Annotated in this window: 19 protein-coding genes and 2 pseudogenes; 6 read left to right on the forward strand and 15 right to left on the reverse strand. The window is 67.5% G+C overall.

Annotated elements, in window-relative coordinates; genetic code table 11:
• Positions 1 to 4 precede the first annotated feature (4 nt).
• Positions 5 to 361 (reverse strand): GFA family protein, encoded by a 357-nt coding sequence (locus QRO91_RS10335; RefSeq protein ID WP_049427693.1) that lies wholly within the window; start codon positions 359 to 361, stop codon positions 5 to 7.
• Between the two features lie 112 nt (positions 362 to 473).
• Between QRO91_RS10335 and QRO91_RS10340 the strand changes: the two genes are divergently transcribed.
• Both QRO91_RS10340 and QRO91_RS10345 read left to right on the forward strand, forming a co-directional pair.
• On the forward strand, positions 474 to 2,282 hold the full coding sequence (locus tag QRO91_RS10340) for a DUF885 domain-containing protein (RefSeq protein ID WP_049427695.1): 1,809 nt from the start codon (positions 474 to 476) through the stop codon (positions 2,280 to 2,282).
• 141 nt (positions 2,283 to 2,423) lie between these two features.
• A pseudogene (locus tag QRO91_RS10345) lies at positions 2,424 to 3,383 on the forward strand (polysaccharide lyase); the annotation flags it as partial.
• Positions 3,384 to 3,431: 48 nt separating this feature from the next.
• Here the strand turns inward: QRO91_RS10345 and agp are convergent.
• The 3 genes from agp to QRO91_RS10360 form a co-directional block, all read right to left on the reverse strand.
• On the reverse strand, positions 3,432 to 4,655 hold the full coding sequence (gene agp, locus QRO91_RS10350) for a bifunctional glucose-1-phosphatase/inositol phosphatase (RefSeq protein WP_197650174.1): 1,224 nt from the start codon (positions 4,653 to 4,655) through the stop codon (positions 3,432 to 3,434).
• Between the two features lie 120 nt (positions 4,656 to 4,775).
• Positions 4,776 to 6,608 (reverse strand): multidrug efflux ABC transporter SmrA, encoded by a 1,833-nt coding sequence (gene smrA, locus QRO91_RS10355; protein ID WP_049427698.1) that lies wholly within the window; start codon positions 6,606 to 6,608, stop codon positions 4,776 to 4,778.
• A 133-nt stretch (positions 6,609 to 6,741) separates the two neighbouring features.
• A complete protein-coding gene (locus QRO91_RS10360) occupies positions 6,742 to 8,304 on the reverse strand; it encodes a serine hydrolase (protein WP_197620374.1) in 1,563 nt (520 codons plus the stop codon).
• 110 nt (positions 8,305 to 8,414) lie between these two features.
• Between QRO91_RS10360 and QRO91_RS10365 the strand changes: the two genes are divergently transcribed.
• Both QRO91_RS10365 and QRO91_RS10370 read left to right on the forward strand, forming a co-directional pair.
• Positions 8,415 to 8,858: a VOC family protein gene (locus QRO91_RS10365; protein ID WP_049427701.1), complete on the forward strand. Its 444-nt coding sequence runs from the start codon at positions 8,415 to 8,417 to the stop codon at positions 8,856 to 8,858.
• Positions 8,855 to 9,718: a DUF72 domain-containing protein gene (locus tag QRO91_RS10370; RefSeq protein WP_100443641.1), complete on the forward strand. Its 864-nt coding sequence runs from the start codon at positions 8,855 to 8,857 to the stop codon at positions 9,716 to 9,718. Before QRO91_RS10365 ends, QRO91_RS10370 begins: the two co-directional genes overlap by 4 nt.
• Here the strand turns inward: QRO91_RS10370 and QRO91_RS10375 are convergent.
• Positions 9,639 to 10,253 (reverse strand): Pr6Pr family membrane protein, encoded by a 615-nt coding sequence (locus QRO91_RS10375; RefSeq protein ID WP_049426646.1) that lies wholly within the window; start codon positions 10,251 to 10,253, stop codon positions 9,639 to 9,641. The two genes, QRO91_RS10370 and QRO91_RS10375, sit on opposite strands and share 80 nt — an antisense overlap.
• A gap of 79 nt (positions 10,254 to 10,332) precedes the next feature.
• On the opposite strand from QRO91_RS10375, the gene QRO91_RS10380 reads away from it, so the two are divergent.
• Positions 10,333 to 11,280, forward strand: coding sequence for a DMT family transporter (locus tag QRO91_RS10380; RefSeq protein ID WP_049426647.1), 948 nt, complete (start codon positions 10,333 to 10,335; stop codon positions 11,278 to 11,280).
• 70 nt (positions 11,281 to 11,350) lie between these two features.
• On the opposite strand, the gene QRO91_RS10385 is transcribed toward QRO91_RS10380, so the two are convergent.
• The 6 genes and pseudogenes from QRO91_RS10385 to QRO91_RS10415 all read right to left on the reverse strand — a co-directional run bounded on the left by QRO91_RS10385 (position 11,351) and on the right by QRO91_RS10415 (position 20,940).
• Positions 11,351 to 12,511 (reverse strand): AAA family ATPase, encoded by a 1,161-nt coding sequence (locus tag QRO91_RS10385; RefSeq protein WP_197620375.1) that lies wholly within the window; start codon positions 12,509 to 12,511, stop codon positions 11,351 to 11,353.
• Positions 12,512 to 12,633: 122 nt separating this feature from the next.
• On the reverse strand, positions 12,634 to 13,698 hold the full coding sequence (locus tag QRO91_RS10390) for a sensor domain-containing diguanylate cyclase (protein ID WP_049426649.1): 1,065 nt from the start codon (positions 13,696 to 13,698) through the stop codon (positions 12,634 to 12,636).
• Positions 13,699 to 13,812: 114 nt separating this feature from the next.
• Positions 13,813 to 14,535, reverse strand: a complete 723-nt coding sequence (locus QRO91_RS10395; RefSeq protein WP_012510490.1) for a pseudouridine synthase — start codon at positions 14,533 to 14,535, stop codon at positions 13,813 to 13,815.
• Between the two features lie 34 nt (positions 14,536 to 14,569).
• Complete coding sequence (locus QRO91_RS10400) at positions 14,570 to 16,234, reverse strand: diguanylate cyclase (RefSeq protein WP_197620376.1); 1,665 nt, start codon at positions 16,232 to 16,234, stop codon at positions 14,570 to 14,572.
• Positions 16,235 to 16,343: 109 nt separating this feature from the next.
• Positions 16,344 to 18,767, reverse strand: a pseudogene (locus tag QRO91_RS10410) (putative bifunctional diguanylate cyclase/phosphodiesterase).
• A 226-nt stretch (positions 18,768 to 18,993) separates the two neighbouring features.
• Positions 18,994 to 20,940, reverse strand: a complete 1,947-nt coding sequence (locus QRO91_RS10415) for a DEAD/DEAH box helicase (protein WP_049432175.1) — start codon at positions 20,938 to 20,940, stop codon at positions 18,994 to 18,996.
• Between the two features lie 266 nt (positions 20,941 to 21,206).
• Here QRO91_RS10415 and QRO91_RS10420 point away from each other — a divergent pair, with 266 nt between their 5' ends.
• Entirely contained in the window at positions 21,207 to 21,428 is a 222-nt protein-coding gene (locus QRO91_RS10420) for an RNA-binding S4 domain-containing protein (RefSeq protein ID WP_010486399.1), read from the forward strand.
• A gap of 11 nt (positions 21,429 to 21,439) precedes the next feature.
• On the opposite strand, the gene ubiM is transcribed toward QRO91_RS10420, so the two are convergent.
• From ubiM to QRO91_RS10440, 4 genes are all read right to left on the reverse strand, one after another.
• Complete coding sequence (gene ubiM / locus QRO91_RS10425; protein ID WP_197650178.1) at positions 21,440 to 22,618, reverse strand: 5-demethoxyubiquinol-8 5-hydroxylase UbiM; 1,179 nt, start codon at positions 22,616 to 22,618, stop codon at positions 21,440 to 21,442.
• An 80-nt stretch (positions 22,619 to 22,698) separates the two neighbouring features.
• Positions 22,699 to 23,088, reverse strand: a complete 390-nt coding sequence (locus QRO91_RS10430) for an MAPEG family protein (protein WP_197620379.1) — start codon at positions 23,086 to 23,088, stop codon at positions 22,699 to 22,701.
• An 11-nt stretch (positions 23,089 to 23,099) separates the two neighbouring features.
• Positions 23,100 to 23,645 carry a DUF4019 domain-containing protein gene (locus QRO91_RS10435; protein WP_197620380.1) on the reverse strand — a complete coding sequence of 182 codons (546 nt, stop codon included), beginning with the start codon at positions 23,643 to 23,645 and terminating at the stop codon, positions 23,100 to 23,102.
• 58 nt (positions 23,646 to 23,703) lie between these two features.
• On the reverse strand, positions 23,704 to 24,867 hold the full coding sequence (locus QRO91_RS10440) for a hypothetical protein (RefSeq protein WP_049432186.1): 1,164 nt from the start codon (positions 24,865 to 24,867) through the stop codon (positions 23,704 to 23,706).
• Positions 24,868 to 25,321: the final 454 nt, after the last annotated feature.

A 25,321-nucleotide genomic window follows, 5' to 3' on the forward strand; every position in this document is an offset into this window, starting at 1 on the left:
GGCCTCACAGTGCGGCTCCGTCGTAGGAACTCACCGCCAGCGTGGCCAGATCCACTGCAGGCACGCAGCGCACGTTCACCGCCACCATCGGTGTGCCGGTGCGCGGGTCGACCGCTTCGCTGTAGGGAGCGACGCCACATTCGCGGCAGTGATGATGGTCGATGTGGGCCTTGTTGAAGTGGTAGGTGGCCACGTCGGCCGGATCGGTGGTCAGCTGGAACGCCTCGCGCGGGGCGAACCACAGCAGGCTGCCACGGCGGCGGCACATCGAGCAGTTGCAGTCGATGACGTCGCTGATCGGCGCCTCGGCCTGTACGGTGAATGCGATCCTGCCGCAATGGCAGCTTCCCTGGTATTCCATGTCCTGTGCTCCGCTGGAGGGTCCGTGTCTGCGCCCATGGTAATCCTATGGCACGGGGACAAAGCAGCTCCGGGGCCCTATGCTCGGGGTTTGACCCCGTACAGGAACGCCGATGCGCCCGCATCTTCTTGCCCTTGCCCTGGTCGCCGCCCTGACCGGTTGCCAGCCGGCCGACGCCCCGACCAACGCTTCCACCCCGACTGCCAGCCAGCAGGCCGGTGACGCGGCGGTCGATGCGGCCTTCGCCGATCTGTCCAAGCGCGCCCTGGATACCTGGATGCAGCTGTCCCCGGTCAGCGCCACCCAGATCGGCGACCACCGCTACGACAGCGAGCTGGACGACCTCAGCGCCGCCGGCCAGCAGAAGACCGTGGCCGCCTACAAGGCGCTGCTGGGCGAGCTGGACAAGATCGAGGTGGCCAAGCTGGGCCGCGAGAACCAGGTGGACGCGGCGATCCTGCGCAACCAGCTGCAGTCGGAAATCTGGAATGCCGAAGTGCTGCAGTCCGGCAAGTGGGACCCGCAGCTGTACAACGGCATCGCCGGCAGCGCGATCTACGGCCTGATGGCGCGTGAATTCGCACCGCTGCCGGAACGCCTGAAGTCGGCCACCGCACGCATGGAGAAGCTGCCGGCGATCTTCGCCCAGGCCCGCGAGAACCTGGATCCGGCGCGCGTGCCGAAGATCCATGCCGAGACCGTGGCCAAGCAGAACAAGGGCATCCTCAGCATCGTCGATACCTTCATCACCCCGCACATCGGTGAACTGCCGCAGGCCGACCAGCAGCGCCTGCAGGCTGCCATCGACGGGCTGAAGAAGGCCGTGGACGAGCAGCAGACATGGCTGGACAAGACCCTGGTGCCGAACGCCAAGGGTGATTTCCGCATCGGTGCGGAGAAGTACGACCAGAAACTGAAGTTCGCGCTGAGCTCGTCGCTGTCGCGCCAGGAGATCGGTGAGCGTGCACGTGCCGAACTCAAGCGCGTGCGCGAAGACATGTACGGCATCGCGCAGACCGTGCTGAAGGACAAGCCGGGTGCGCCGGAGATGCCGGCCCAGCCGACCGACGAGCAGCAGCAGAAGGCGATCGAGGCCGCGCTGGAACTGGCCTACGCCGACAAGCCGGCACGCGACAAGGTGGTGGACGATGCCAAGGCCGCGCTGGAGCAGTCCACCGCCTTCGTGCGCGAGCACGACCTGGTGACCCTGCCCGACGCGCCGGTGGACATCATCCTGATGCCGGAATTCCAGCGTGGCGTGGCCGTGGCCTACTGCGATTCGCCGGGCCCGCTGGACAAGAACCTGAAGACCTTCTACGCCGTGTCGCCGATTCCGGACGACTGGAACGAGAAGCAGGTCGACTCGTTCCTGCGTGAATACAACTCGCGCATGATCCACCTGCTCAGCATCCACGAAGGCACCCCGGGCCACTACCTGGAAGGCTGGCACTCGGCCAAGTTCCCCTCCACCCTGCGTGCGGTGCTGCGTTCGGGCCTGTTCGCCGAAGGCTGGGCGGTCTACACCGAGCGCATGATGCAGGAGCAGGGTTACCTCAACAACGATCCGCTGTTCCACCTGGTGCAGCTGAAGTTCTACCTGCGCACGATCTCCAACGCGATCCTCGACCAGGGCGTGCACGTGGACAACTGGGATCGCGAAAAGGCGATGCACCTGATGACCCACGACGCGTTCCAGCAGGAAAGCGAGGCGGCCGGCAAGTGGGTGCGTGCACAGCTGACCTCGGCGCAGCTGCCGACCTACTTCGTCGGCGCGCAGGAGCACTTCGACACCCGCAAGGCGGTGCAGGAGAAGCTGGGCGACAAGTTCAACCTGAAGGCCTACCACGACCAGGTGCTGTCCTACGGCGCGCCGCCGGTGCGCTTCGCCCGCCAGCTGATGTTGGACCAGCCGATCGAGTGATCGGGGATGTAGGTTGGAATCGGAACGGCCCGGGGAGACCCGGGCCGTTTCTGCATGCGGTGGCAGGAGCCGCGCCTGCATCACGCACCGGCAACATGCACGGGCGCATCGTTCGCCGGGTTCCCCCTTCCACCAGCGTCCATGTCTCTCCCCCTGTTCCGTCTTGCACTGCTGCCCACGCTGCTGGCCAGCGCCTGTGTCTTCGGCGCCTGCCCTCCACCACCGCCCGGCCAGCCCGACATACGTGCCCTAGGCTACTACACCGACAAGGCCGGCTCGGTGATCGACCCGGCGCTGCACCAGCAGAATCATGACGCCACCGCGCCACTGGACCGCTATGCCGCCGACGTGGCACGCATGAGCGACGACTACCTGCGCAACGGTGACCCGGCGGCGGCGCAATGCACGCTGGCATGGCTGGTGGCATGGGCAGACGGAGGCGCCATGCTCGGGCAGATGATCCGGGTCAACAACGACCAGTCGTTCTACATGCGGCAGTGGATGCTCGATGCAGTGGCCATGGCCTACCTGAAGGTGCATGACCAGGCCGACCCGCAGCAGCGCGCACGCATCGATCCGTGGCTGCAACAGCTGGCACGCGCCAACCTGGCCTACTGGGACAACCCGAAACGGCGCCGCAACAACCACTACTACTGGGGCGGCCTGGGCGTGCTGGCTACCGGCCTGGCCACCGATGACCAGGCCCTCTGGCAGGCCGGCCACGCGGCCTTCCAGAAGGGCGTCGATGACATCCAGGACGACGGCAGCCTGCCGCTGGAAATGGCGCGCGGGCAGCGTACCCTGCACTATCACGACTACGCGCTGGCGCCGCTGGTGATGATGGCCGAGCTGGCGCGGCTGCGCGGCCAGGACTGGTACGCCAGCCGCGACCACGCCATCGATCGCCTGGCGCGACGCGTCATCGAGGGCAGCAAGGACCCGGCGTGGTTCAACCAGCAGACCGGCGTGGCACAGCTGCCGCTGCAGGCCAGCGGCTGGGTCGAGTTCTATCGACTGCGCTCGCCCGATGGCGGCCTGTTCGAAGCCGCACATGCACGCGGACCGTTCCACTCACCGCGGCTGGGTGGCGACCTTACGCTGATGGCCGCGCACGGCATCGTGCGCACGCCCCTGCGCTGGCCGCGTGCCTCAGCGCATCGCCCGCTGCAGCAGCAGCTGGAACTGCGCGCTGCTGCAGCCCTGTGCACTACAGCCCGGCAAGGACAGTGCGACGCGGCCCGGCGGCTGCACCTCGGTCAGCGGCAGCGCATCGCGCAGCTGCCCGGTGGTGGGATAGACGTAGGACACGCGGAAACGCTCCAGGCCACTGCGACGCCCACGCCAGCGCTCGAACTGCAACAGGCCTCCGATCGGCGTCTTCTCGTACTGGCCCGGCAGCGTGTAGTCAGCGATGCCCAACGCAGCCAGCACGGAGCCGATGTTGGAATCGTGACCGACCAGCAGGGTCACCTTCGGTGACGCCGGATCCTTGAACAGCGCGTCTACCCGTGCCAGCAGCGGTGCGGCCACATCACGAGCAACTTCAGGAGTACCGAACAGGATGTCCTGGTAGCGATTGCGTATCTGCGCCAGCGCCTGCCATTGCGCCTCGTTGTTCAAGCGGCCCCAGCCTTCGCGCGGAATGCCACTTCCTTGGTAGTGCTCCATCAGCAGCGCATCCACCACTCCGCTGGCCAGCGCCAGTGAACCCGAAGCGCGAGGCTCGTTGCCCGGCTCCGCACTGAAGGTGGTATCGGCCAGCGTCAGATGGCAGTCGCCGCGGCCGGTACACGCCGCCGACTCCGGGTAGCGGGTGACCGCCTCCACCACCGCCAGTGCCGGCGTCAGGTCCACGTCGGTCAGCGCTTGCTGCATTGCCGACAGCGCGCGCTCGCGGAAGACCGTGTCTCTGTTGTGGATCACCGGATTGAACAAGGGATCCATCGTGCCCAGCGGCATGCGCTGCTCGATCGCAACGTGGCAGCCCGGGAAGGCACCGGCAACGAAGAACTGTGCGGTGGCCTGGGTACGCTGCAAGCTGTTGGCATGGGCGCGGAAGTCAGCCGGCTGCGGGCAACCCGAGGCCCGCAACAGCTGAGCCTGGCGCAGCCACTGGCCGATGTAACGGCCCATGTATGCCTCCAGCACGCCGCCCTTGGTGGTCAGCTCGCCCGGTGCCACCTCCCAGCGCGGCCAGGTCTCGGGTGTCGCGTTGGCGAGCGCGCCGGAGGCCACCACCGGCGCGCGCAGGTTGTGGCGGCTGAGCAGGATGACCTGCTCAAGCTGCTCGTCTGCGGCGGGTGCGGCCATCGCGGTCGCTGTGCTCATGCCCAGCGCGAGCGCCAGCAACAGGGAGCGTAGGGGGAGGATCATGCAGGTCTCCAGAAGCACGCTGGGGTCAGAGCCCATTCCTTCGGAAAGGGATCCGACCCCAAGGGATACAGGAACGGGGTCGGATCCCTCTCGCAGAGAAGGCTCTGACCCCCGCAGCGGTCATTGATCGGCGGCCACGAAACCACCGGTCTGCCGCGCCCACAACCGCGCGTACAGTCCACCAGCCGCAATCAGTTCCGCATGGGTGCCGGTCTCGACGATGCGGCCCTCGTCCATCACTACCAGCCGGTCCATGCGCGCGATGGTCGACAGCCGGTGCGCGATCGCGATCACCGTCTTGCCACCCATCAGTTCGTCCAGGCTGTCCTGGATGGCCGCTTCCACTTCCGAATCCAGCGCCGAGGTCGCTTCGTCCAGCACCAGGATCGGTGCGTCCTTCAGCAGTACGCGGGCAATGGCGATGCGCTGGCGCTGGCCACCGGACAGCTTCACGCCGCGCTCGCCGACATGCGCGTCGTAGCCGCGACGGCCCTGCCCATCCACAAGTGTGTCGATGAAGCTGGCCGCTCGCGCCTTGGCCACGGCTGCGTGCAGTTGCTCGTCGGTCGCATCCGGACGGCCGTACAGCAGGTTGTCGCGGATCGAGCGATGCAGCAGCGAGGTGTCCTGGGTGACCACGCCAATCTGCTGGCGCAGGCTTTCCTGCGTAACGTAGGCAATGTCCTGGTCGTCGATCAGGATGCGGCCGCTTTCCAGGTCGTACAGGCGCAGCAGCACGTTGACCAGGGTCGACTTGCCGGCACCGGACGGACCGACCAGGCCGATCTTCTCGCCTGGCTTCACCACCAGGTCCAGGCCGGCGATCACGCCACCCTTCTTGCCGTAGTGGAAGTGGATGTCCTGGAAGTGCACGCCGCCCCGGGTCACCTGCAGCGGCACCGCATCGTCGCGGTCCTGCACGGTCAGCGGCTGGGCGATGGTGGTGATGCCATCCTGCACCGTGCCGATGTCCTCGAAGATGCCGTTGATGGTCCACATGATCCAGCCGGACATGTTGTGGATGCGGATCACCAGGCCGGTGGCCAGGGTGATCGCGCCGACGGTGATGTGGCCACCGTTCCACAGCCACAGCGCCAGACCGCAGGTACCGGCGATCAGGAAGCCGTTGACGATGGCGATGGTCAGGTCCATGCCGGTGGTGATGCGGGTCTGTGCGCGGTGCTTGACCGCCAGCTCCTGGATCGACTCTGCCACGTAGGCCTGCTCGCGCCCGCCATGGGCAAACAGCTTCAGCGTGGGGATGTTGGTGTAGCCATCGACGATGCGGCCCATGGCCTTGGAACGCGCCTCCGACGCGATCCACGCCCGTTCCTTCGCGCGCGGCACGAAGTAGAACAGGATCACCGCATAGGCCAGCAGCCACAGGATCAGCGGCACCATCAGCCGCCAGTCGGCCTGCGCGAACAGGTACAGCGCGGTGCCGGTATAGACCACGATGTACCAGAGCGAATCGACCATCTGCACCGCCGACTCGCGCAGCGAGGTACCGGTCTGCATCACCCGGTTGGCGACGCTGCCAGCAAAGTCGTTCTGGAAGAAGCTCAGGCTCTGCCGCACCACGTAGTTGTGCATCAGCCAGCGCGAGCGGTTGCTCAGGCCGGGCACGATGGCCTGGTTGACCAGCAGGTTGTGCAGGCCGACCAGGATCGGCCGCGCGATGACCGTGATGAACAGCATCCAGCCCAGTTCATTGGCGTGGCGCTTGAAGAAGTCGGCGCCCGGCTGCTCGGCGACCATGTCGACGATGCGGCCCAGGTAATCAAACATCGCCACTTCCACCAGCGCCAGCAGCAGGCCGGCGATGAGCGTGGCCAGCAGCACCGGCCACACCGGGCGCAGGTAGTGCAGGTAGAACGGCAGCACCTTGCGTGGTGGCATGCGCCCGTCCACGGGCGGGAACACCGGAATCAGGGATTCAAACCAACGGAACATTGCATTCCCTCGCCTCTTGCAAGCGGCGGAGTATCCCACGCCGGATGTGTACGCCAGCCGATGATCACCGCTCCGCCCCTGGTAGTCGCCCACCTTGGTGGGCGCCGTACCGCATGCCGACCAAGGTCGGCATCTACCGTTCAGTCGGGGTGAACAACAGGTCCTGGAAATCGAAGCTGAAATCGGTCAGGTCGGAAATCGGCTGCATGCGCACCTCGCGCACCTTGCCATCCGGATCCAGGCTGAAGTTCACGAATGCATCGGCGTTGAGCGAGCGGTCGTCCCAGCGGACGATGAAGGTGTCGTGCTGCCAGTGTTCCAGTCGCCCGCTCAGCTGCGCGGTCTTCGCAAAGCGCAGGCGCAGGCCCTTGCCCTCGCTGCTGACCTGCATGTCACCGTACCAGCGGTCACGGAAGGTGCCGGTGTAGCCGGCCAGCGCCAGCGACGGCCGGCTGCCCTTGTCGCGTGCACTCTGGTGCTTGGCCCAGGCCTCGTCGGCCTTTTCCTGGCCCTTGGCCACGGCCTTGGCATAGGCATCCACCCAGTCGTGCTTTTCACCGCCCAGGTAGGCATCGAGCACGCTCAGGGTGATCGCGTTGAACGCTGCACCCACTTCCTGGTTGGTCAGTACCACCACGCCCAGCTTCTCGCCCGGCACCAGGGTCAGTCGCGAGACCATGCCCGGCCAGCCACCGGTGTGCCAGACCAGCTTCTGCCCGCGGTAGTCGCTCAGGCTCCAGCCTTCGCCATAGCCGGCGAAATTGGCCCGCGCCGGTGCCAGCTCCGGCACGCTCGGCGCCGGGATCGACTGCGGCGTGATCATCCGCCACATCTGCTGCTGGCTCTTTTCGGTGAACAGTGGCGTGCCATCGGCCAGTTTGCCTTCGGCCAGCTGCACCTGCATCCAGCGCGCCATGTCATGCGCGCTGGAATAGATGCCACCGGCGCCGGCGTTGTTCGACCAGGTCAGCGGCGCAACGGTGCGCAGGTCCTTGAAATCGTACTTGGCGTGGCCGACGGCGGCCTTGTCACCGGGCTTCAGGTGATCGGCGTTGTAGCGGGTGCCGGCCATGCCGACCTTGTCGAAGATGCGCGCCTGCAGGAACTGCTGGTAGCTCATGCCCGAAACATGCTCGATCACCTGCTGGGCGACCGCGTACAGGATGTTGTCGTAGGCATAGCTTTCGCGGAAACCGCCCTTCAGCGGCACCCTGCCCAGTCGCTCCACCACTTCGGCGTTGCTGTAGGAGGTGGCCGGCCAGAACAGCAGGTCACCGGCGCCCAGGCTCAGCCCGCTGCGATGCGACAGCAGGTCGCGGATCGTCATCTGGCCGGTCACGAACGGATCGGACATGCGGAACGACGGCAGGTGGTCGATCACCTTGTCGTCCATCTTCAGCTTGCCGTCCTCGGCCAGCAGGTTCAGCGAGGTTGCGGTGAACGCCTTGGTATTGGAAGCGATGGCAAACAGGGTGTCGGCCTGGACCGGCTCCGGCCTGCCCTGTTCACGCACGCCCCAGCCGCGCTCGAGCACCACCTGGCCGTCCTTGACCACGGCCACGGCGATGCCGGGCACGTCGAACTGCGCGCGTACGCGCTCGACGGTCGCATCCAGGTCCTGCAGCTGCGCCGGGGTGGCCGCGCTTGCCATGGTCGTGCATGCCAGCAGCACGGCTCCTCCAATCCAGGGTTTCATCCAGCACGATCTCCGAACAGGGGTGGCGGCCATGTGCAGGCCGTCATCAGGGGTTCGCGCGATGGTAACGGTCATCGGCGCAGGCTGCCCTGTGCCATAGGAGGGGTGTCATGGACGGAAACGGCCAACCGAGCAATGGATCCACCATCATTCCTTGCCTGCGCTACCGCGATGCGCAGGCGGCGATCGACTGGCTGCAGCGCGCCTTCGGCTTCCATGCCCAGGCGGTGTATGCCGACGGCGATACCGTGTTCCACGCCCAGCTGACCTTCGGCAACGGCATGATCATGCTGGGCTCGGCCAACAAGGAAAGCGCCTGGAGCCAGCATGCCGCGATGCCGGACGAAGTGGGCGGCCGCCAGACCCAGAGTGCCTGCGTGATCGTCACCGATGCCGACGCGCACTACGCCCGGGCCAAGGCCGCAGGCGCCCGCATCGTCATCGACATCGCCGACCAGGACTACGGCGGCCGTGGCTATGCCTGCGCCGATCCGGAAGGCTACCTGTGGTGGTTCGGCAGCTACGATCCGTGGCGCGCGGACCACGGCCAGTGACCGCCGGAGCGATCCGCTGCGGCATCGGCGGCTGGGTGTTTCCGGAATGGCGCGGCGGCGTGTTCTATCCGCCGGGCCTGCCGCAGCGCGAGGAACTTGCCCATGCCAGCCGCGCCCTGCGCTGCATCGAGATCAATGGCACCTTCTATCGCACGCCGACTGCCGCCCAGTGCGCTCAGTGGGCCGCGCAGACACCGGAAGGCTTCCGTTTCTCGATGAAGGCGCCACGCTACCTGGTGCAGCGCCGCGACCTGTCCAGCACCGTGGAGGCTGCCACGCCGTTCCTGCAGGCGGCACTCGCGCTCGGTGACCGGCTCGGTCCATTGCTGTGGCAGTTCGATCCGCGCCATCCAGCCGACGCCGATGCATTGGACGCACTGATGGCGCAGCTGCCGAAGCAGCTGGAAGGGGTTCCGCTGCAACACGCGCTGGAGGTGCGCAACGCTGAGGTACATGGCCCGGCGCTGGTCGCCGCCGCGCGCCACCACGGCGTGGCACTGGTGATCGAGGACAGCGACGAGGCGCCGCTGCATGGCGATGCCAGTGCCGGCTTTGTCTACGCGCGGATCAAGCGCAGCCAGGTGCGCTTGAACGAGGGCCTGCCGGGGTCCGTGCAGCAGCGCTGGGCGGAACGTGCGCTGCGCTGGTCACGCGGCGAGCCGGTGGCTGACCTGCCCTGCCTGGCCGGCCCTGCCGCGGAAGCCCCGCGTGAGGTCTACCTGCTGTGCATCGGCGCGGGCAAGGCCCGCAATCCGGCGGCGGCGATGGCCTTGCAGCGCCTCATCGACGGCGCCAGCGGTCCAACCCCCACAGCAGGGTCCACCCCACCACGAACACGCTCGCAACGCGCAGCACGTTGAGCAGGAACGCTGCCAGCCCCAGGCGTTGCAGTTCGAGGAACGGATACGGCGCCTGCCCTGTCACTTCGGCGACCAGCATCGCCCAGCCCAGGTACACCAGCGGCACCAGCAGCCCCCCGCCCAGTGCGCGCCAGCGGAGCGCCCCATGCGGCAGCAGCCACCACCACCCCAGCAGGTACAGCGCCGGCACAGCGTAGTGCAGGCCGGCATCAACCCACCATTGCAGCCCGGAGGGCTGCCACAGCCCCTGCAACGCCAGGACGTAGATGCACGCGGTCACCCCGATGCACAACGCGATCACCGCGGCGACAGTCGTGTTCAGCACACCCGCACGGATCAGCCTGACGCATCCCAGGCACACCGCCAGGTTGCTGAGAATCGTGAAGTAACCAACGAAGCGCAGCGTCGCCATGCCGACCCCGGCAGCCGCCCCGGGGCCGCGCAGCAGCAACAGGAATTGCAGCAGCAACGAGGTGGCGGCCATCAGTGCAGTCAGCGCTGCCCATGCACGCAGGGCGGAACGGTTGGCAGCCATTGCTGGGTTCCCCAGGGGAGTTTCCGCGAGCATGCCACAGGCATCGCCGGCGGCCGCGCGATTGCCGCACAATAAGCGGATGAGCACATCCGACACCCGCAAAGCGCTGTGGCAGATCCATTTCTGTGTCCTGCTGTGGGGCGTCACTGCCATCCTCGGCAAGCTGATCACCCTGCCCGCACTGCCGCTGGTGTGGTGGCGCATGTTGCTGGTGACGGCGATGCTGGCCCTGCTGCCGCGGGTCTGGCGCGGGTTGCGCACCCTGCCCCTGCGGCTGGTGGCGGGCTACGCCGGCATCGGCGCGCTGGTCGCCCTGCACTGGCTGACGTTCTACGGCGCGGTGAAGCTGGCCAATGCCTCGGTGGCTGCCACCTGCATCGCGCTGGCGCCGGTGTTCACGTCGATCATCGAACCGTGGGTGGCCAAGCGGCCATTCCAGCTGCGTGAGCTGGCGTTCGGCCTGGCGGTGCTGCCGGGTGTCGCGCTGGTGGTCGGTGGCGTGCCCGATGGCATGCGCCTGGGTGTCTTGATCGGCGCGATCTCGGCGCTGCTGGTGGCGGTGTTCGGCTCGCTCAACAAGCGCATGGTCAGTCATGCGGATCCGCTCACGGTCACCGCGCTGGAGCTGGGTGCCGGCACCCTCACCCTGACGCTGCTGGCGCCGCTGATGCCCTACCTGCTGCCAGCGCTGGCCAGCCCACTGTGGGTGGTCCCGAATCTGCACGACGGCATCCTGCTGCTGGTGCTGGCCGGGTTCTGCACGCTGCTGCCGTTTGCCCTGGCACTGGTCGCGTTGCGCCACCTGAGCGCCTATACGGTGCAGCTGGTGACCAACCTGGAACCGGTCTATGCGGTGCTGCTGGCGGTGGTGCTGCTGCGCGAGCAGCACGAGGTCACCCCGTGGTTCTACCTGGGCGTGGCGATCATCGTCGGCGCCGTGTTCCTGCATCCGCTGCTGAACCGCCGCAAGCCGGTGCAGCATCCGGAAATCCTTGGCACTGCCGAGGCGCGCAACATCGCCGATTGAGTGCATCCACGCATGGCGTGGATCTACTGAACGCAGCAACGCAGCGACGAGCGGCGTGCGGATCAATCGGTCAGCGCTGCGGCCAGTGCCATGCAGGGGCATCCAGCAGGCCCTGCCCGCTCAGCAGCGTGCGGCCCTGCTCCTTGTACAGATGCAGCGAATGGCACCCCGGCGCCTGTTCCAGCGCCGCGATCAGGCGGCTGGCGTGCGACACCACCCATACCTGGCTGCGCGCACTGGCCGCGATGATCAGCCGCGCCAGCGCCGGCAGGAGGTCCGGGTGCAGGCTGGTCTCCGGCTCATTGAGCACCAGCAGCGGCGGCGGGCGTGGCGTGTGCAGCGCCGCCGCCAGCAGCAGGAAGCGCAGCGTGCCGTCGGAGAGTTCGGCCATCGACAATGGCCGCAGCAACCCGGGTTGGTGGAAGCGCAGCGCCAAGCGTCCATCCAGCTCCTCAAAGCCCACCGTGGCGTCCGGGAACGCATCGTCGACGCTGCGTGCCAACGCAAGGGGGTCACCGATCTCGAGGATGGTCACCCAGGCCGCCGCCAGATCCCGGCCATCGTGATGCAACACCGGCGTGCGCGTGGCCATCGCCGGCTGCCGCGCCGGGGCATCGGCATCGCTGCGGAAATGGTCGTAGAAGCGCCAGCAACGGATGTACTCGCGCAAGGTGATCGTTTCCGGCATGCGTTGCGGATCGCCGACCTGGGTGAACAGGCTGTCGAACAGTGACAACCGGTCATCGACCAGATCCCAGCCGCGCGCATGGCGCCGCCGCACCACCGCCCCACGTCGGTCGACCAGCAGGTTGGCGCTGCGCAGGAACGGCCCGGCCCAGATCGCCTCCGCCTTGATCTGCGGATCCAGCGCAAACGCCGAGCGACTGGGCGGCGGATAACCGAGATCGATGGCATAGCCGAATTCGTCGGTGGTGAAGCCCAGCTTCAATCCCACCGATTCCTGGCGTGGGCCGCCCTGCAAGGGGATTTCGCCGGCAGCAACCCGACGGTCTATTTTTTCCGGGCCCGCCCACAGCGCCGAACCCAGCCCACCTTCGCGGGCCAGCACGGCCGCGACGCCGCCCTGTGCGGTCTCCGCCAGCAGGCGCAGCGCGCGGTACAGGCTGGACTTGCCACTGCCATTGTCGCCGGTCACCACATTCAACTGCTGCAGCGGCAGCACCAGCCCATGCAGCGAGCGATAGTGGGCGATGGCCAGGGTCTGCAGCATGGTCGGCGTCCGTGGGAACAGGAGCGGCATTTTCGTTGGGCGCAATCGCACAGGCCGCGACACGGCGTGATCCAATCGGCAAAAGCATCCACGCATGGCGTGGATCTACGGCATGCAGGGCTTCAGCCTGCCAGTTCCACCCGGTTGCGGCCATTGCCCTTGGCCCGGTATAGCGCCTTGTCGGCACGTGCCAGCGTGTCATCCACGCTCTCACCGGGCTGGTGCTGGGCGATGCCGATGCTGATCGTCACCGGGAACCCCAATGGCAGGTCAGCCACGGCCAGGCGCAGGAACTCGCACTGCAGTTCGGCAGTGCGCAGGTCGGTTGCCGGCATCACCGCCACGAACTCCTCGCCGCCATAGCGCGCGGCCATGCCGCGGCCGGCGAAGTGCGAGCGCAGCAGTGCGCCCAGCTCGGCCAGCACGCGGTCGCCGGTGGCGTGGCCCTGGAAGTCGTTGATGTGCTTGAAGTGGTCGATGTCCAGCAGCGCCACGCAGGCCACACTGGGTGGATTGCCGGCCACCGCCTCTTCCAGTGCGGCCGCCATCGCACGACGGTTGGGCAGGCCGGTCAAGGCGTCGGTGCGGCTCTGTTCGGTCAGGTCGGCGTTCTGGGCCAGCAGCACGTCCTGGTATTCCGACAGCAGGCGCTCGTAATCGTCGCGCTCCAGCATGTGCTTCTGGATGTCCAGCGCGAAGCGGCGCAGTTCCATCACCAGCATCACCTGCCGCGACAGTGCGGCCAGCGCTTCGGCCTTGTCGCTGGCCAGGTGCTGCGGATGCGCGTCGAACACGCATAGCGTGCCCAGCGGCAGGCCATCGGAACTGATCAGCGGCGCACCGGCATAGAAGCGGATGTGCGGATCGCCGGTCACCACCGGATTGTCGTGGAAGCGGATGTCCTGCAGCGCGTCCTCGACCACCATGATTTCCTGCGGCTGCAGGATGGCGTGGCCGCACATCGATTCGCTGCGCAGGTTCTCCGCCGCATCGATGCCCTGGATCGACTTGAACCATTGCCGTTCGACATCGATCAGGGTCACCGCCGCCATCGAGGTGCCGCAGACCGCCTTGGCGATCACCACCAGGTCGTCGAAGGATTTTTCGCGCTCCGAATCCAGGATGCGGTAGCGGTACAGCGCCTCAAGCCGAAGGGCTTCATTGGCAGGCTTGTCGGGCTTGATCATGCAGCGTCACGTTCCGGCAGGTCACCGCGAAGTCTAGCTTATGCAGAGCCGGGCCCATGCCCGGCTGCATCCGGCAAATGGCGGCCGAGCATGGCTCGGCCCTACAGGCGTGGTTTACCAGTCCAGCTGCTTCGGCAGCAGGCCCTGCAGCTCCTGCTCGGTCAGGTTGCGCCACTGGCCCGGCTTCAGCGCGCCGATCTTGATGTTGTCGATGCGCACACGGCGCAGCTGGGTCACGCGATAGCCGAACTCAGCGGCCATCAGTCGGATCTGCCGGTTCAGGCCCTGCTGCAGGGTGATGCGGAAACCGAACTTGGCGATGCGCGAGGTCTTGCACGGCAGGGTCATCTGGTCGTGGATGCGCACGCCGCGGGCCATGCCGCGCAGGAACTCATCGGTCACCGGCTTGTTCACCGCCACCAGGTATTCCTTCTGGTGGCCGTTCTCGGCGCGCAGGATCTGGTTGACGATGTCGCCGTTGCTGGTCATCAGGATCAGGCCTTCGGACTCCTTGTCCAGGCGGCCGATCGGGAAGATGCGCTGTTCGTGGCCGACGAAGTCGACGATGTTGCCCTTGACCGATGTTTCGGTGGTGCAGGTGACGCCGACCGGCTTGTTCAGCGCGATGTAGACGTGGCGGCGGGTGCCGGGCTTGCGGGCGACGCGGGCGCGCAGCGGCTGGCCGTCGACCAGCACCTGGTCTTCTTCCCCCACCACCGCACCGGTGCCGGCCGGGTGGCCGTTGACGGTGACGCGGCGGGCGGCGATCAGGCGATCGGCCTCGCGGCGGGAGCAGAAGCCGGTGTCGGCGATGTGTTTGTTGAGTCGGGTGGTCATCGCCCTATTATCCGGCATCGCCGCCCGCTGCGCCTCATGCCGGGCCGGGCGGATCGAGCTCTTCACCGTCGAATACACGGTTGCGGCCGGCGCGCTTGGCCACGTACATGGCATGGTCGGCCCGCCGCAGCAGTGCCGCCAGGTCATCCTCGCCCGGCCGCCACTGTGCCAGGCCGATGCTGGCGGTCACCTCCAGCCCCGCTACCTGCAGCGCCTGGCCAGCCTCGGTGATGCGCTGGCGAAGGCGGTCCAGCCGCGCCGATGCCGCCTCACGCGGCATGCCCGGCATCAGCAGCAGGAACTCCTCGCCGCCCATCCGCACCACTTCGTCCTGGCTGCGCACCGCCGTACGCAGGGCCCGCGCAACGGCCACCAGCACCTGGTCGCCAACCGCGTGGCCATGACGGTCGTTGATATCCTTGAATAGGTCGATGTCGAGGAAGCCGATCACCAACGGCCCGCCCTCGCGGTTGACACGCTCCAGATGCCGCGCCAGCTGCTGCAGGCCGGCACGACGGTTGGGCAGGCCGGTCAGGCCATCGGTCTCGGCCAGCTGGCGCAGCTCGTCACGCTGCTGGCGCAAGCGGCCAAGCCGCTGGTTCAGGGCATAGGCCGCCATCATCAGCAGCCAGGTCACCGCCAGCTGCAACGCTTCCACCCGGTATTCCAGCAGCCACTCCCCACCACAGGCATCGGCGATGATCAGCACCAGCATCGGTGCAAGTGCAGCCAGGCCCGCCTGCGCCCAACGGTCTCCGCGCCAGCGCGCCCATATGCCGACCAGCAGTGCCAGGCCACACCCGGACAGATAGGACACCTGCAGGCCCTGTGCGACCCAGGCCAGATGCTCCCAGCGCAGCCACGGCACCAGCGCGGCCAGCGCCATCAGGGTCCACAACACCAGCAGCTGCGCCGGGCGTGATCGAGGCAGCACGCGGTCGCCTCCGTTCAGCCGCCACAGCGCTGGCAGCACCAGCGCCTGCGAGGCCGCGGTCAACGACAGCAGCCACTTCGCGCCATGCTCCCCCACCGGCAACCAGGGTTCCGGGTAGCCACTGAGCCCACCGAGGACGGCCTGCCACAACACCAGCACGGTGGTGCAGGCGATATAGACCAGGAAGCTGCGGTCGCGCGTGGTCAGGAACGCCATCAGCGCCGACAGCGCCAGCGCGATCGCCACCGCGATGCAGGCGGCACGTACCAGCAGGCGCGCGGTATCGTTCTGCTGCACCGGGCTGGGCGCGCCCAGCCGCAGGGTCGGTACCCAGCGTGTTTTCAGCGGCGTCTGCCAGGAAACCAGGAAGGGCTCGTGGCTGCCGGCCGGTGGTACGGCCACCATGCCGATACCAGCACGGAAACGCGAATCGCGGGTACGTGCATCATGCATGTCGCCGCAGATTTCGCGGTCGCCATGCTGGACGCGCACTTCACCGGCAAAGACGTTGAACACATCCAGTGCCTGCGGTTCCCCCGACCAGCCAGCGGGCGGTGCGGGCACCTCGGCCTGCTGGCGGGCGCCGGACAGCATCTGCGGCGTGCACGCACGGTGCGGCGTCGGCTCGTCGGTCGCGCCGCCGACCAGAAGATAATCACGGCCCGACACGGCCTCTGCAGCCTGAAGCGGCCACGGCAACGCCAACCACACCATCAGGACGGCCAGCACCGCTCCTGTTCCATACCGCCACTGCCTGCCGCCCACGCCACGTCCTGTTCCTGCTTACGTCCGCGCCCACTGCGCGTCGCCCCTGGCGCGCATTATCGCAGCCGGGCACGCCGCGCATGTGTAGACCAAAGTCGGCGCCCGCGGTTCAGCCAGCGCTGGGCGGCCCCTTCACGGCCACCAGCCGGAACGGCCTCAGGTCCGCGAGGGTCATCCGTTCCAGCGGCTGCGGGCGCTCGATCGCGTAGCCCTGCAGGCCCTGTACGCCAAGCCGGGTCAGCGCACCGGCGACCTCGGCAGTCTCCACCCACTACGCCACCACTTCCATCTGCAGCTCGCGCCCGAGCTCGCTGATCGCACGCACCGTGGCGTGGCTGACCGGGTCAGTATCCATGTCCCGCACGAAGGCGCCGTCGATCTTCAGGATATCCGCCGGCAACTGGCGCAGGTAGCCGAAAGAAGACAGGCCGGAGCCGAAGTCGTCCAGTGCCATCCGGCAGCCCCGCGCCTTGACCGCATCGATGAACGCACGGGCCTGGCTGAGGTTGCTGATCGCTGCGGTCTCGGTGATCTCGAAACACAGCTTGGAAGCCAGCGCACGGTTGCGTTCAAGCAGGTCGCAGACGAAGGCAAGGAAACCCGGTTCGGCAATCGACTGGGCAGATACATTGACGTTGCACAGCCCCAACTGGCGGACATGCACCGGGCAGACCTGCAGGTGGCGGAACAGCAGTCCGAGCACATGCCGGTCCAGCGCTACCGCCATGCCATAGCGCTCCACCGCGGGCATGAACTGTCCGGGCAGGTGCAGGCTGCCGTCGGTGCCCCGCATGCGCACCAGCACTTCGTAGTGCAGGTAGGACGGATCGCCAACCCGGGCGATGCGCTGCGCATACAGCAGCATCCGGTTCTCGGCCATCGCCAGGCTGACACCCTGCAGGCGCTCGGCCTCCTGCCGCCGCTCCTCCAGTGCCATGCGGTTCTCGTTGAAGCAGTGCACGCGGTTGCGGCCGGCCTGCTTGGCGGCATAGCAGGCACTGTCGGCAGCGCTCATCAGCCAGTTCACATCGGGTGCGTCGGCGCTGACTTCGACCACGCCGATGCTGCAGCTCAGCTGCGGACTGCCTTCACTGATGGGGAAGGTCGCCTGCCCCAGATTGCGGATCACCCGCTGCAGCACCCGCTTGGCTTCGTCCTGGCTGGCATGGGCAAGGAACACCGCGAACTCATCGGCGCCAAGTCGCCCGACCCAGTCGCCATCACGCACCGCAGCCACCAGGTAGTCGGCAAAGCTGCGCAGCATCTGGTCGCCGGCGGCGTGGCCGAAACTGTCGTTGACCAGCTTGAAGTGGTCAAGATTGATGTAGCACAGCGCATGCGTTCCACCATCGCTGCGCACCTGCAGCAGCGCGCGTTCCAGCAGGCGTTCGATCTCGCGACGGTTGATCAGGCCGGTCAACGGATCATGGCTGGCGTGGTGCTCGATCTCGCGTGCAAGTGCATGGTTCTGGCTGACATCCTCGATGATCGCGAACACCGACAGGCCACCGCCGGCACTGCGCACCCCGGTACCGCTCCAGCGCCCCCAGACCAGGCTGCCGTCACGGCGGCAGAAGCGCAGTTCGCTCGGCCGCAGCTGGCGGTCCCAGTCGATGCGGCCAACGCCGTCGATGACCAGCTCGCCTTCCATCAGCAGATCGCCGAGCGACATCTGCAGCAGCACCTCACGCCGGTAATCGAGGATATCGGCCATCGCCTGGTTGGCTTCGACCACCCTGCCCTCGGTGTCAAGCTTGAGCATGCCGACGTTGGCCTGGTAGAACGCCGCGCGGAAGCGGCTCTCGTGTTCGGTCAGGTCCTTGCCTACCCGGCGCGCGAGGGCCACCGCCATCAGGCTGATCGCCAGCACCGACAGTCCTCCCACCACCAGCGTCGCGATGCGCACCAGGGTGGCCATGCGCAGCAATGCCTGCGAGAACGCCTGCGCCTGCACCTGCAGGCGACGGTCGAGATCACGCAGCTGTTGAAGGTAGCGGTCACGCGCAGCGACCGGCAGCACGCCTTGGCCATGCCGCTGCTGCAGCTCATCCACCAGCCGCTGCACGGCCATCAGGTCGCCATCGGTCTGCCGCCACAGGGCGGTCGCTTCACGGAATGCACCGATGTCGCGTGCATACCGGAACGAGAACACCAGTCGTGGAATATCGGCGGGCGCGTTGCCGCCCCGCAGGAATCCCTGCCGGGCCTTGGCCTCGTCCGGCTCGGCCTGCTCCAGTGCCAGCCGCGCCTGCAGATCCCCCATGGGCACCTGCAGGGCCCGGCGCGCATCGTCCAGGTCCTGGGCATCACCACGCGCCAGGTAGCGGCTGAGTGCGGCGGTCGCATCCTGCTGCCCCCGCGACCAGTACCCCTGGCCGGCAATCCAGGCGGTGGAAGCCGCCTGCAGTTCCTGGATCAAGGCGGACAGTGCGACCAGTCCAATCGCCATGCCCGTCAACAACGCAAACCGCAGTCCCAGGCCACGGGTCATCGGCACCCGCCGGCTCTGTTGGTCAGTGCCACTCCTACCCATCCCGGATCCCCCCGAATGTGATGCGGTGACAACCTCCTTTGGAACCGGCTCAGCCTAGGACCGGGAATGTGTTGGCCATGCGAAAAGGGGACGGAGGGGATTAACTCGTTTTCGGCATAAGCGCCCCGGCCAGCCATTCACGACTTAATCCCCTCCGTCCCCTTTTCCAGCCCCATAACGCACAACGCCAGCCCGAAGGCTGGCGTTGTCATGGCTGCGTTACGGCTCAGTAGCTGCGCGGACCGCGCGGCTTGAAGCCGTCACGACGCGGCGGGCGGCTGTCGCGGTCACCGCCGCGGTCGCCGCCGTGGCCACCCGGACCACCCGGACCACCACGACGCGGGCCACCCGGGCCGCCCGGACCACGCTTGTCGAAGCGCGGCTTGAACGGACGCGGGGCCGGGTTGGTGTCTTCACCCGGGGCCAGCGCACGCATCTGCAGCTGTTGGCCGGACACCCACACCTTCTGCAGGTGCGACAGCACGTCCGGCGGCATCTGCGCCGGCAGGTCCAGCAGCGAGAAGTCGTCGTGGATGTCGATGCGGCCGATGAAACGGCTTTCCAGGCCGGCTTCGTTGGCGATGGCGCCGACGATGTTGGCCGGCTTCACGCCATGCTGGTGGCCCACCGAAATGCGGTAGGTCTCCATGCCCTGCTCCGGTGCACCACGCGGCGGAACCTCGCGGCGCGGACGCTGCTCGAAACCACCTTCGGCGTCGTCACGGCGCGGGCCGCGCTCGAAACGCGGGCCACGCTCGTTGCGGTCGAAGCGATCGCCGCGTTCCGGGCGGTCGCCACGGTCGAAGCGCTCGCGCGGCGCGCGCTCTTCACGCGGGGCACGCACCGGCGGCTGCAGCAGGAACGGGGTATCGCCCTGCAGCATCTTCGCCAGCGCGGCGGCCACTTCGATGGCCGGCACGTTCTGCTCGTTCTCGAAGCGCTCCAGCAGCTGGCGGTAGAAGTCCAGGCCACCGGCACCCAGGGTTTCGGTGATGCGCGAGGTGAACTTGTTGATGCGGGTGTCGTTGACCGCTTCCACGCTCGGCAACTGCATCTCTTCGATCGGCTGGCGGGTGGCGCGCTCGATCTGGCGCAGCATCCCCTTCTCGCGCGGGGTGGCGAACAGGATCGCCTCACCGCTGCGGCCGGCACGGCCGGTACGGCCGATGCGGTGCACGTAGCTTTCGGTGTCGTACGGGATGTCGTAGTTCAGCACGTGGCTGATGCGCTCCACGTCCAGGCCGCGCGCGGCCACGTCGGTGGCGACCAGGATGTCCAGCTTGCCTTCCTTCAGCATGGCGATGGTGCGCTCACGCTGGGCCTGCTGCATGTCACCGTTGATGGCGGCAGCGGCCAGGCCACGGGCCTGCAGCTTGCTGGCCAGCTCTTCGGTGCCGGCCTTGGTACGCGCGAAGATGATCATCGCGTCGAACGGCTCCACTTCCAGGATGCGGGTCAGCGCATCCAGCTTGTGCATGCCGCTCACCCACCAGTAACGCTGGCGGATGTTGGCCGAGGTGGTGGTCTTGGCCGCGATGGTCACTTCCACCGGGTCCTGCAGGTAGGTCTGCGCGATGCGGCGGATCTGCGGCGGCATGGTGGCCGAGAACAGGGCCACCTGGCGCTGCTCCGGCAGCTTCTTCAGCACGGCTTCGACGTCGTCGATGAAGCCCATGCGCAGCATTTCATCGGCTTCGTCCAGCACCAGGGTTTTCAGCTCGGACAGGTCCAGGGTGCTGCGGTCCAGGTGGTCGATCACGCGGCCGGGGGTACCGACCACGATGTGCACACCACGGCGCAGGGCCGACAGCTGCTGGCCGTACGGCTGGCCGCCGTACACCGGCAGCACGCGGAAGCCCGGAATCTTCGACGAATAGGACTGGAACGCCTCGGCAACCTGGATGGCCAGTTCGCGCGTCGGCGCCAGGATCAGGGCCTGCGGCTTGATCTGCTGCAGGTCGATGTTGGACAGTACCGGCAGTGCGAACGCTGCGGTCTTGCCGGTGCCGGTCTGGGCCTGGCCCAGCACGTCGCGGCCTTCCAGCATCGCCGGGATGGTGGCAGCCTGGATCGGCGACGGGGTTTCATAGCCAATGGCGGTGACCGCCTGCATCACGGGCTCGGACAGGCCGAGCTGCGCAAACTGCAGCGGCGCTTGGGAATCTTGGGACATGGGGAACTCCGAAGGCACTGCCGTCTTCCTGGCAGTGCGACAAAAAGGTGATGGTCCGCGCTTTGGGCGCCCTTCTTATCGCGTGCCCTGGCGCTGCTCGGTCGGAGGAGATTTCACTCGCTCAGAGTGGAATGATACCGCATTGATGCTGAACGAGGCGTACAGCTTGCCGTGCGCGTGCCGTCATGCCCCGCGCTGGCGCACAATACGCGCCCTCGTCCCCGGCCCGGCCGCTGGCTCGCGCCCCTTCCCAGGAAACCCGTTCCATGCAGATTCTCGAATTCGACCTCGACGGTGACTACGTCGAACTCAAGCAGCTGCTGAAGCTGGCCGACCTGGTCACCAGTGGCGGCGAAGCCAAGATGGTCATCGGTGACGGCCAGGTACGGGTCGATGGCGAAGTTGAACTGCGCAAGGCCTGCAAGATCCGCGCAGGCCAGGTGGTGGAATTCGCCGACAGCCAGATCCGGGTGCTGGCCGCCGGCTGATCTGAACGGGTTCAGGCCACGCGCTGGGTCAGGTGCGAGGCGATCAGCTGCCTGAACGGAGCCACGCCCTGCGCCAGACGCAGACCGGCCGCCCGCAGCAGGCGCGCCGGGCGGCGGTCGTCGGTGTACAGGCTGGCGATCGCGTTGGTGGCCTCGTACAGCGGCCGCGACGCCAGCCGATGACCGCGCTGGTAGCTGGCCAGCATGCCCGCGGCGGCGATATCGGCACCGCGTCGCTGCTGCGCGACGATGCCCTGCGCCAGCCGCTGCGCGCTGGCCAGGCCCAGGTTGAAGCCATGTGCAGTGACCGGGTGCATGCCCACCGCGGCATCGCCGACCAGCGCTGAACGCTCGCCGACGAAGCGGTGGGCGTACACCCCCATCAACGGATACGCCTGCGGCGTGGCCACCGGCTGCATCCGGCCCAAGCGGTGTTCAAAGCAAGCACTGACGGCCTCACCAAAGGCCACTTCGTCCATCGCCAGCAGCTCCTCGATCTGCCGCGGCGGCAGCGTGATCACCGCCGATGCCTGGCCCTCGTTGAGCGGCAGCAGCGCCATGGTGCGGCCGTAACCGAACCACTCCCACGCGGTGTGGTGATGATCGCGCTCAACCTGCATGCGGCAGACCAGCATCGACTTGCCGAAGTCGCGCATCTGCGCGCCGATGCCGAGCATGCGGCGGGTGGCGGAGAAGCGGCTGTCGGCGGCAACCAGCAGGCGCGCATGCAACTGGCTGCCGTCATCGAGCTTGACCACGTGGCCCTGCGCGTCGGCCTGCACGCCCAGCACCTTGCGCCCGTCGAACAGCTCCAGGCGGTCCTGGCCCTGCACCGCATCCCACGCGGCGCGGCGGATCAGATGGTTGGGTACCAGCCAACCCAGCGGCTGGCCATCGACCTGGCTGCTGGCGAAGGTCAGCGCGAACGGCGAGCCACCATTCATCACCCTGGCATCGCGCAGTTCGGCAACTTCGGCGTGCGGCAGGCGCTGCCACAGCCCCAGTTGCTCCATGCTCTGCCGCGAGGCGTGGGTCAGCGCGATCTCGCGGCCATCGAAGGCGGCCTCGGCCAAGGCCTGACGCGGCTGGACGTCGACCAGCCCGACCTGCAGGCCGCTGCCGGCCAGCGCGCGCGCGAAGCACAGGCCTGCCGGCCCGGCACCGACCACCACCACGTCCATCCTGCGCATGCGCGCCTCCTGCCGTTGATTCAGTCCGCGCCAGCATAGCGCCGCGCACCTGAGCGGCCTTGATCTGGATCAGGCCCGGGTCACAACAGCGCGAACACCAGCGCCAGGATCGATAGCAGCGACACCAGCCACACCAGGCTGCGCACGTAGGGCACGCCTGCGGCATACAACGGCAGGTAGACCACGCGCGCCCAGAAGTAGGCCTGCGCGGCCAGCGCGGTGGTGTCGTTGCCGCGCCCGGCCAGCACGACCGCGATCGCCGCGGCGGCGAAGAACGGGAACGTCTCCAGGAAGTTGGCCTGGGCCCGCTGCAGGCGACCGGCCAGCGCGCTGAGCGGCTTCGCATCGCCATCCCGTGCCGAGGCATTCCACTTCATTCCCCGTTCGCGGGTGCCCACGGTGGAGGTGGCGAAGATGTAGACAAAACCCAGCAGCACCGACCAGGCCAGCATCGTCAGTTCAGTTGCCATCGATCATATCCTCATCGCGCCGACGCGCGCAGGCTGTAGCCGGCCAGGCGCCACACCTGGTCTTCGTCGAACCGGAACGAGACCAGCTCGCGCACCGGCTGCGCGCTGTTGGCGAAACGGGTCGGGAAACTGACGTTGATGTACAGCCCTTCCGGCACGGCGGCACCGGCGCTGTACTTGACCCGGGTGATGGTCGGCTGGCCACGCCCGGCCAGCGCCCCCAGGCGCGCGCGTTCGGTGGTCAACTGGCTGACGAAGGCGGCCTTCGGCACCGCACGGCGCGCGACGGCAGAGGCGCCATCCCACAATTCGCCAGCGCGGTTGGCATCAACCAGCTGCGCGGCCTTCACCGCCGCCGCGCCCATTTCAGCGTCCTGCTTCTGCACCTGCGCCTGCTGCGCAGCGGTCAACGCCGGAGCGCCTGCGGTGGCCGGTTTCGCAGCCGCTGGCGATGCCGGTGCAGGCCGCGCCGGTGCCGGTGCAGGCGTGCTCGGCGCAGGAACCTGCGCCAACGCGGTCAGGGGCAGCAGGGACAGCAGCAGGAGCACGCGCTTCATGGACACCGCCGGTTCTCGGGAAAGAACCGCAGTCTACGCCAGCGCGGTGATCTGTCCGTCAGCGCGCGTTGGCGCTGCCTTCCACCGCGGCGGCATCGGCCTGCGCGGCAGGCGTGCCGGTGTCTGCCGGCGCCTGTTCGGCCACCGGCGACGGCTCCGACGGTGCCGGTGGCAGCGTCGCCACGTCGATCTCCGACAGCGGGCTTTCTTCCGGGCACACCGCATCCGGGAACCCGAAGCGCTGCTTCAGCGCCTGGCCGCAGCTGTTGATCGATTCCATGTCGGCGCCTTCGCGCTTGCACTGCTGGTCGAAAGCGATCAGGAACGCATCCTTGCGCTGCACGAAATCATCGCCGCAGGCCCGCATCTGCTTGATCCGTTCCAGATCGTCCTGCACCGCGTTGGTGCCATCCAGGCCGTACTGGCGCAGCTCGTCCGGGGTCAACAGGCGCAGGCTGCGGTTGGGCACGGTCATCATCAGGTCGGCTACGCCCACCGCCACGCCGTTGCGCTGCAGGTAGTCCTTCACGTTGTCGTAGACCTCGTGCAGCTCGCGGTTGAGTTCCGCGCGCGAGGTGGCCTTGGAACTGATGCGCATCATGCGATGGATGCCGACCTTGCCCGACAGCAGGCGGTTGTCACCGGCGGCCAGCACGAACACGCAGGCGCTGTGGCAGATCGAACCTTCGCGTACCCAGATGGTCCAGCCCGATTCACCGATGCTGTCGCCGGCGACGATCGCCGATTCCACCTGGCCGCCACTGGAGTCCAGGTCGAGGATGCGCTTGTGGATCTTCTGTTCGTCAGCAACCACGGCCAACCGCCACATCATCTCGGCGAAGCCCGGATTGATCTTGCCGGCGTAGCGCACGCGCATCAGGCCGCGCTCGGCACACGGCGCCAGCGCCTGGCCGATCTGCTCGCGCTGCAGGCCTTCCAGCTCGACACCGTCGCCCGCATCGCCGGCATATTCGGTGCCGCAGCTGACCCAGGCGCGACCATTCTCCAGCTGCGCCTGCGGCCACGGCCGATCCGCCCGGCTGCGCGGTGGTGCCGGCGGTGGCGGCGCATCGGCGGCATTGATCGACACCATGTTCTCGCCATCGCTGGCCGGCGCCCGCGCCGCCTTGTCGGCAGCAGTCACATTGCCCGGATTCTCCAGCTGGCTGCAGCCCGCCAGGGCCAGGCACAACAGGGGCAACCAGCGGAGTTTGGCGGACATCGGGCAACCGGATTTCAAGGGAGCAAGGGCCACAGTCTACCCGTCCAGCGCGCGCATTCAGCGGGTGGCACTGAACCCCTTCTGACCCTCTGGTTCCATCCTTTTCATTACAGCGTCCCCCACCACTCCATCCACGCATGGCGTGGATCTACCGTGTCGACCAAGGTCGACACCCACCAACAGCAACGCAGAACGCCGTTCCGACGGATCGCGGGCAACTGTCGAAGGCGGGGTGGGGGGGGGGGGGGGGGGGGGGGGGGGGGGGGGGGGGGGGGGCCGGCGGCCCCCGCCCCGTAATTGTCGGGACCCCCCCCCCCCCCACCCCCCCCCCCCCCCCCGCCCCCCCGGCGGCGCGTTGTAGTTTTATTTGGTGCGGGGGTGGCGCCGCGCGCGCCGCACCCACAAACCTAAAAAAAGAAAAAAGAATCAATTAACGCACGCCCCACCCCAAATA

Origin of the sequence: Stenotrophomonas maltophilia group sp. Smal32, assembly GCF_030237085.1 — a bacterium.
GTDB lineage: Bacteria > Pseudomonadota > Gammaproteobacteria > Xanthomonadales > Xanthomonadaceae > Stenotrophomonas > Stenotrophomonas maltophilia_Q.